Source organism: Sphingobium sp. 22B (assembly GCF_001580035.1).
Lineage (GTDB): Bacteria > Pseudomonadota > Alphaproteobacteria > Sphingomonadales > Sphingomonadaceae > Sphingobium > Sphingobium fuliginis.
The window spans coordinates 131668-139018 of sequence record NZ_LTAB01000012.1; the positions used below are offsets into that span (position 1 = coordinate 131668).

Here is a 7351-nt window from a genome sequence, read left to right on the forward strand (position 1 = left end):
CGCGGACAATCGCAACAGGATGCTACGCCAATACGAACTTGTTGAACGGGTAAAGCGCTACGATCCGGATGCGGACGAAGCGATGATCAACCGCGCCTATGTCTTTTCCGTCCAGAAGCACGGGTCTCAGAAGCGCGCCAGCGGCGACCCCTATTTCAGCCATCCCATCGAAGTCGCCGGCATATTGACCGATTTCAACCTGGACGATCAGACCATCGTGACCGCGCTGCTGCACGACACGATAGAGGATACGCTCGTCACCTATGAGGAGATCGAGCACGCCTTCGGCAAGGACGTCGCCCGGATGGTCGACGGCGTCACCAAGCTCAGCAAGATCGAGGCCATGTCCGAAAATGAGCGGGCCGCGGAAAATCTCCGCAAATTCCTGCTCGCCATGTCGGACGACATCCGTGTGCTGCTGGTGAAGCTGGCCGACCGGCTGCACAACATGCGCACGCTGCACTTCATCAAGAATGAGCAGAAGCGCCGCCGCATCGCGCGGGAAACGATGGACATCTACGCCCCGCTGGCGGAGCGAATCGGCATGTACGACTTCATGCGCGAGATGCAGTTGCTGGCCTTCCGCGAACTGGAGCCGGAGGCCTATGACAGCATCACCAAGCGGCTGGAGCAGCTGAAGGAAGGCGGCCATGACAAGGTCGACCGGATCGGCGCGGAACTGCAATTGCTGCTGGGCGGCAAGGGGCTGCCGGTCACGGTCTCGGGTCGCGAGAAGCATCCCTATTCCATCTGGAAGAAGATGCAGGAACGCCATATCAGCTTCGAGCAACTGACCGACGTCATGGCCTTCCGCGTCATCACCGAGACGACGGAGGACTGCTACCGCGCATTGGGCGTCATCCACCAGACCTACAAGATGGTGCCGGGGCGGTTCAAGGATTACATCTCCACGCCCAAGCGCAACGGCTACCGCTCGCTGCACACCACCGTCATCCATCAGGACAATGCCCGCATCGAGGTGCAGATTCGCAGCCGCGACATGCACCATGACGCCGAACTCGGCCTCGCCGCGCACTGGGCCTATAAACAGAAGGGCGACGCCACCGACCACCATGCAGCCTGGCTGCGCGACCTGGTCGAAATCCTGGAGCAGAGCCAGGATGCGGACGAACTGCTCGAACATACCCGCATGGCGATGTATCAGGACCGCATCTTCGCCTTTTCCCCCAAGGGCGAGCTGCACCAGTTGCCCAAGGGGTCGACGCCGGTCGACTTCGCCTATGCCGTGCACACCTCGCTCGGCAACCAGACGGTCGGCGCCAAGGTCAATGGCCGGGTCGTGCCGCTGCGCACAACGCTGGAGAATGGCGATCAGGTCGAGATCCTGAAATCCGAAGGACAGGAGCCGCAGCCCGGCTGGCTGACCTTCGCCATCACCGGCAAGGCCCGCGCCGCCATCCGCCGCTATATCCGCCAGAAGCAGCGCGGCGAGGAAGTCGCTCTGGGCGAGAAGCTCTATGAGGAAATCATCGGCCGCTTCTCCCCCGAACTGGCGAGCGAACTGGGCGACAAGGCATTGAAGGCGGCGTTGAAGCGCCTGAAGCTGGACGACCGCGCATCCCTGATGGTCGCCATCGCCACCCATCGCCTGCTCGATTCGGAGGTGATGGAGGCGCTCATTCCCGGCTCCACCAGCGTGGAGGGCATGGAGGAAGCCCATCCGCGTCAGCACGCCCCGGTATCGATCCGCGGCCTGACGCCCGGCATCGCCTATAATCTGGGCGACTGCTGCCACCCCGTCCCCGGCGACCGCATCGTCGGCGTCCGCCGCACCGGCGAACCGATCGAGGTCCACACCATCGACTGCCGTTCGCTGGAGGCGGGACAGGATGACGACTGGGTGGATTTAAGCTGGGACAGCAGGTCCAAGGGCGGCACCGCACGGCTTCAGGTGATCGTCAAGAACCAGCCTGGCGCGCTGGCGGCCGTCACCAACGTTTTCGGCGCGACCAAGGCGAACATCCTCAACCTGCAACTGGTGAACCGCGAAGGCCCCTTCCACACCGACATCATCGACCTGGAAGTCGCCGACGCCCAGCATCTGAACCGCATCCTCTCCGCCCTGCGCGGCCTCGACACGGTGGTGCAGGCGGATCGGGTCTAGAGCGTTTTCCAAGCAGATGGAATCATCTGCTGACTCGGAAAACGCGACAAAACAAAAACTTAGAGCAGTCGAGCCGATGCAATCGGATCGGAATCTGCTTTCCAAGCAGATGGAATCATCTGCTGACTCGGAAAACGCGACAAAACAAAAACTTAGAGCAGTCGAGCCGATGCAATCGGATCGGAATCTGCTCTAGCGGCAGCGAAGGATGGTTGGCGGGAGGCCAACTCTTCTTGCCGGCCGCGCGAAAGTGGGAATGGGGAGGCGGGGTGGGCTGCTGCCCTTCAGCTTTCCTGGAAGTACGGCGCGCTCTTGCGAAGGCGGGGGTATGATGCGCTCAACCGCAGCAACCGACATTCCCTCACCAATACTGCCCAGGGAAAAGAAAAAGGGCGGCGCCGAAGGCACCGCCCCGATTTCCTCCGGCCATAGCCGGTAAGCAGCCCCGCATGCGCGGGGCTCGACCGAACTTACTTGAGTTCGACGGTCGCGCCGGCTTCTTCCAGCTGCTTCTTGATCTTCTCGGCTTCGTCCTTGCCGACGCCTTCCTTGACGGCCTTCGGCGCGCCTTCGACCAGAGCCTTGGCTTCGGTCAGGCCCAGGCCGGTGATGGCGCGGACTTCCTTGATGACGTTGATCTTCTTGCCGCCGTCGCCGGTCAGGACGACGTCGAATTCGTCCTTGGCTTCTTCAGCAGGAGCAGCGCCGGCAGCGCCACCGGCCGGAGCGGCAACCGCGACGGCAGCGGCGGCCGAAACGCCCCACTTTTCTTCCAGAGCCTTGGAAAGCTCAGCGGCTTCGAGGACGGTCAGGGCCGAGAGCTGGTCGACCAGAGCATTGATGTCTGCCATATTACTTTACCTATTCCCTTCTGGGCGGGGCATGAGCCCCTTAAACGAGAGTTGAAAACAATATTCCGGAAAATCCCGCGGCGATCAGGCCGCGTTCTTTTCCGCATAGGCGTTGAAGACCCGCGCGAGCTGGGCAGCCGGGGCCTGGGTGACGGTTGCGAGCTTGGTAGCCGGGGCGACCAGAAGGCCGACCAGCTTCGCGCGCAGTTCATCCAGCGACGGCATCGAGGCGAGCGCCTTGACGCCCTCCGCGTTCAGCAGCACTTCGCCCATCGCACCGCCAACGATCTCAAGCTTGTCGTTGGTCTTGGCGAATTCGACCGCAACCTTCGCGGCTGCGACCGGATCGGCCGAGGAAGCGAGCCCGACCGGACCGGTCAGCAGGTCGCTGATGCCGCTATAGTCGGTGCCTTCAAGGGCGATCTTGGCGAGGCGGTTCTTCGTAACCTTGTAGGTGCCGCCGGCTTCGCGCATCTTCTGGCGCAGCTGGGTCGATTGGGCGACCGTCAGCCCGAGGTTGCGGGTCACGACGACCACGCCGACTTCGGCCAGATGTGCGTTCAGCGCGGAAACGACCTCAGCTTTCTGATTACGATCCATGCCTTTACTCCACTTCATGTCCGCCGGAAAATCCGGTGGACGGCAAAAACCCGCGACGAATCGCGGGGCATTGGTCCGAAGGGGAGAGATCGACTGGCCCGCATCCCTCAGGGAGAACAGGCAGACCCGGACAGGCAAGGCCCGGCCGGTAAAGAACTTTTCCCCGTCTAGGCCGGAAATTAAGAAGGGCATATTCCCTTCACCGACTGTCTCGGACGGAAGACCATCGACATTTCTGCCGGGGTCTGCTGCGGGCGCCCCTACAGATTTGGAGGCGCCCTGTCACGCAAAATCTGGCGATTGGCGATGGAAGGCGATGGAAAAGCGCCGTTTTACGCCGAAGTTCACACCATATGCGCGCATGTGCGCGAGCGCGCGTAGCCGCCTGGGTAATGGGTCCGACATTTCAAAGAAGGAAGCGGAATAGGCTGACCGCGGGGATGTAGGACAGGATGAAAGCGGTGCCAGGCCGGGCAATAGGATGTTTTTTCGCCAGCCGTGGCCGGGAGGTTACAGTCGGCAGGGCCGGTTCAGACGGTGCGATGATCCGCCGGGAGCAGGAGCGCGGAGCCCCCAGGCCAGAACGTGGAACAGAATCGCCGCCTTCCACCCCGTTCCCCCCTCCCCCAGGCCGTTCCCACCCGGAAGGATGGTTTACGCCCTGTCGGACCCCTTGCCATGTAAGAGCAAATAGCCATATCCTTCCCCATCATGAACAGCTTCTCGATGATGGCATATCCCGCGATGATGGCGGACAAGGATCAGGACGACCAGGGCGACGGCCCGGGCGGCCCCAATGTCGGCATCGCCACGCGCACGCGCGCCCGGACGAAAAAGCCCTCTCTCTACAAGGTGCTGATGCTGAACGACGACTACACGCCGATGGAATTCGTCGTGCACGTTCTCCAGCAATTCTTTCGCATGGACATGGAGGAGGCGACGCGCGTGATGCTGCACGTCCACCAGCGGGGCGTCGGCGTATGCGGAATCTTCAGCTATGAAGTGGCGGAAACCAAGGTGAATCAGGTGATGGACTTTGCCCGCCAGAACCAGCACCCGCTCCAGTGCACCTTGGAAAAGGCCTGATGGTGTCCCGGGGCACCTGACAGGCGGGCATAACGCGAATCTCACCGGCCCACGACTCGGGGCCATGCCCGGCGATCGATGACATGGTACGGGCCCAGCGATTCCGTGACGCCTTCAGCCTGACCAGAGGATGGTATTCTGCCAGCGCGGCCGTGCGAGGCGTTTCTCCAGACGGTGCTGTCAGTCCAACGCGAACTCGTCTCCATCAGATGCTCTTATGTCAGCCGGGCACTCCAGCATGGGGAAAGCAGCGAAGGCATGCACATCCCGGCCCGGGAACTGGAGAATATCGTGGTAGAGAAGCTCTCGACCCTGTGCAGGTATCCGTTGCAGTTCGCCATCAACATCGGCATGCTCATCGATGGTGCCAACCTGCCAGCATTCGTCGCCGGCATCGAGACGCTGGCCGGATCCGTGAGACGGCGGGACAGCGACACTCTCCGCAGCCTTCTGGCCAGAATTGAAGTAGGCCGCGACGGGATCACCATGGACTGCCGCTGCCGGGCTCTGGCGCCAGATGCTGACAGCGGATACGGCACTGAAAGCCGGGTGGTCAGCTTCAGATCCGGTGTACGCCTGACCAGATCGGGACGGGCACTGCGACTGGTCCATGATGGAGATGCACCGACTGCCGATCGCATGGACCTCCCGCTCGTGCGGCTGATCGTGAAAGCCCATCGCTGGTGGAAAATCCTGCGGGACGATCCCGTCGACATCAAAACGCTCTCGGCCCGCGAGAATGTCAGTGCTTCATGGATGACCACCGCTTGTCTGCAGAGGATCACGTCTTGAGTAGGTGAAGGCCTTCTCATAACTATTCTCGAATGGCGAAAATCTCTCGCCGGACGGCTGCATCAAACGAGCATCACCGTGTCATCACCCAAACTGGTGGAGGGCGATGCACCGTGCCCTGACGCCATGCTCCCGGAAGCAACCTGTAATCGCTCCGTCTTAGCATTCTTTTCACCATGATAGTTTAGGAGCGACAGATCTGGGAGAGGGCTGTCGCGTGCTCAAGGCGTTACAGATTGGCTACAAACCTCGTGAGACACGTCACCCGGTGTTGATTCCGGCGAGGATGCGCGTGGGCGAATCCTGGGTCGAAGCGGTCATCCATAATCTGTCCTCGGGTGGCGCACTCGTGGCATCCGACGAAGCCCCCGAGCGCGGCACTTATGTAGAGATACGGCGTGGGCGACTGACGATTATAGGGCGGGTCGTCTGGCGGAAAGATCGCTTTTTCGGGATTCAGGCGCAGGGCAGGCTCGACATCGCTGCCATAATCAATGAACCGCGCCTGGCTTCCCGTCCCCGATCTGCGAATGATCCCGAATCATCCTATGAACGCCGGGCTCAGCCAAGAGCGGACGCAGATGCGCGCATTGCGCGCCAATTGGAGAATAGCCGACGTTGGTCAGCGGCATTCCAATTTGGTGTGTTCGTAGTCCTTGCTCTCATTGCCGCAGGCTTTGCCGCCAACGAACTTTACCAGATCCTCTCGCGACCGTTTTCCGAACTGGAAAGTCACCTCTAATATTCCCCCTGTCAAACGGCCCTTTAGCTGCACGCTGCCCGAACCTACACCAGCAGGCTCAAGGCTGTGTGAGCCGTCCGGCGGCGAAGTCGCGCGCCATCGCGATGAATGCCTGGAAGAATTCCGGCGATTGGAATAATAGAGACACAACGGCACGAGCGGTGGCGTCCAGTCTCCGAGAATGAATCTTGGCTCGTGACACGAACTGGAGCTCGCCCTACGCCCTGCAACATTACCCAAGACAGGCGATCGACCCAGCAAAAGCGGCCCTTATACGACATACGGCGCATGATTTTATCTGCCCGACGGCGGACGGGCAGCTTTCGCTCTTCTCCGCCGTCGATGGACGCAAGGTCGTCTTTCAACCGATCGGCCTGGGTCTTTCCCCGTGGCTGCGTGTTGTTCGCGCATGACAACAGCAATCATGGAACGTTCAGGTGGCTGCGCCTGTGGCGCATTGAGGTTCATAGCCCGAGGTGACGCGTCACGTGTGGGCCTTTGTCACTGCCTTGTTTGTCAGAGAGCGCATGGCGCACCCTATCTTGCCTTTGCCGTCTTTGCCCGCGCGGCCGTCGATCTTTGCGGTCCATATGCGGCGTGGGAGAGCAGCCCCGGCTATTATCGGCTACATTGCCCTACATGCGGATCTCGGTTCGTGAACCTTGCCGGCGATGAGATCGAGCTTCCCGTCGCGAGCTTCGACGACGCCACGGGTCTCGTGCCGCAATATGAGAACTGGATCACCCGTCGGCTGCCGTGGGTCGCGCCTCTTCCCGTTCCTCAATTTGCACGCAATCGGGAGTCTTGAAGTTTAGCGGACATATATGAGCACAGCGAGGCGGATCACCTCGGGCGACGAGTTGAAGTATCGGAACGGGCTCTTGGGGCGGCTGCTCACGCCGTCTGTTTACCCGTTGCCACTTAGCTTTGACGGCGCCCTCCCAAGCGCTGAGTGAAGATATTCCTAGAAATAGTCGGAGTAATCTCCTACAGCGGCATGCCAGAATATTGGATAGGCGGCGGGAGGGTCGAAGGGTGCAGCTGAATGACTGACCGGCTGACGCCGGTAGGATCATGTCGAAGGGCTGAAGCCGTTTTTGTGGCCATGCCTGTCGAGGTAACGCAGGATGGTGTCATCGGTGATGTTGCCGGACG

At 61.0% G+C, this 7351-nt stretch carries 7 protein-coding genes; 5 read left to right on the forward strand and 2 right to left on the reverse strand.

Annotated elements, in window-relative coordinates; all coding sequences use genetic code 11:
• Positions 1–19 precede the first annotated feature (19 nt).
• Positions 20–2125, forward strand: coding sequence for a bifunctional (p)ppGpp synthetase/guanosine-3',5'-bis(diphosphate) 3'-pyrophosphohydrolase (locus tag A0J57_RS13210; RefSeq protein WP_044661528.1), 2106 nt, complete (start codon positions 20–22; stop codon positions 2123–2125).
• Between the two features lie 470 nt (positions 2126–2595).
• On the opposite strand, the gene rplL is transcribed toward A0J57_RS13210, so the two are convergent.
• Both rplL and rplJ read right to left on the reverse strand, forming a co-directional pair.
• Positions 2596–2976 carry a 50S ribosomal protein L7/L12 gene (gene rplL, locus A0J57_RS13215; RefSeq protein ID WP_007687446.1) on the reverse strand — a complete coding sequence of 127 codons (381 nt, stop codon included), beginning with the start codon at positions 2974–2976 and terminating at the stop codon, positions 2596–2598.
• 84 nt (positions 2977–3060) lie between these two features.
• Complete coding sequence (rplJ, locus tag A0J57_RS13220) at positions 3061–3576, reverse strand: 50S ribosomal protein L10 (RefSeq protein ID WP_025551854.1); 516 nt, start codon at positions 3574–3576, stop codon at positions 3061–3063.
• Positions 3577–4287: 711 nt separating this feature from the next.
• On the opposite strand from rplJ, the gene clpS reads away from it, so the two are divergent.
• From clpS to A0J57_RS25315, 4 genes are all read left to right on the forward strand, one after another.
• A complete protein-coding gene (gene clpS / locus A0J57_RS13225; protein WP_061941026.1) occupies positions 4288–4662 on the forward strand; it encodes an ATP-dependent Clp protease adapter ClpS in 375 nt (124 codons plus the stop codon).
• Between the two features lie 258 nt (positions 4663–4920).
• Positions 4921–5454 (forward strand): hypothetical protein, encoded by a 534-nt coding sequence (locus tag A0J57_RS13230; RefSeq protein WP_061941029.1) that lies wholly within the window; start codon positions 4921–4923, stop codon positions 5452–5454.
• A gap of 217 nt (positions 5455–5671) precedes the next feature.
• Complete coding sequence (locus A0J57_RS13235) at positions 5672–6196, forward strand: PilZ domain-containing protein (RefSeq protein ID WP_048577268.1); 525 nt, start codon at positions 5672–5674, stop codon at positions 6194–6196.
• A 424-nt stretch (positions 6197–6620) separates the two neighbouring features.
• Positions 6621–7004, forward strand: a complete 384-nt coding sequence (locus tag A0J57_RS25315; RefSeq protein ID WP_201030940.1) for a GFA family protein — start codon at positions 6621–6623, stop codon at positions 7002–7004.
• Positions 7005–7351 lie beyond the last annotated feature (347 nt).

Bases quoted from the DNA above. Each gene is read 5' to 3' on its own strand.
- A0J57_RS13210 (WP_044661528.1), top strand. From the start codon at position 20: ATGCTACGCCAATACGAACTTGTTGAACGGGTAAAGCGCTACGATCCG.
- rplL (WP_007687446.1), bottom strand. From the start codon at position 2,976: ATGGCAGACATCAATGCTCTGGTCGACCAGCTCTCGGCCCTGACCGTC.
- rplJ (WP_025551854.1), bottom strand. From the start codon at position 3,576: ATGGATCGTAATCAGAAAGCTGAGGTCGTTTCCGCGCTGAACGCACAT.
- clpS (WP_061941026.1), top strand. From the start codon at position 4,288: ATGAACAGCTTCTCGATGATGGCATATCCCGCGATGATGGCGGACAAG.
- A0J57_RS13230 (WP_061941029.1), top strand. From the start codon at position 4,921: ATGCACATCCCGGCCCGGGAACTGGAGAATATCGTGGTAGAGAAGCTC.
- A0J57_RS25315 (WP_201030940.1), top strand. From the start codon at position 6,621: ATGGAACGTTCAGGTGGCTGCGCCTGTGGCGCATTGAGGTTCATAGCC.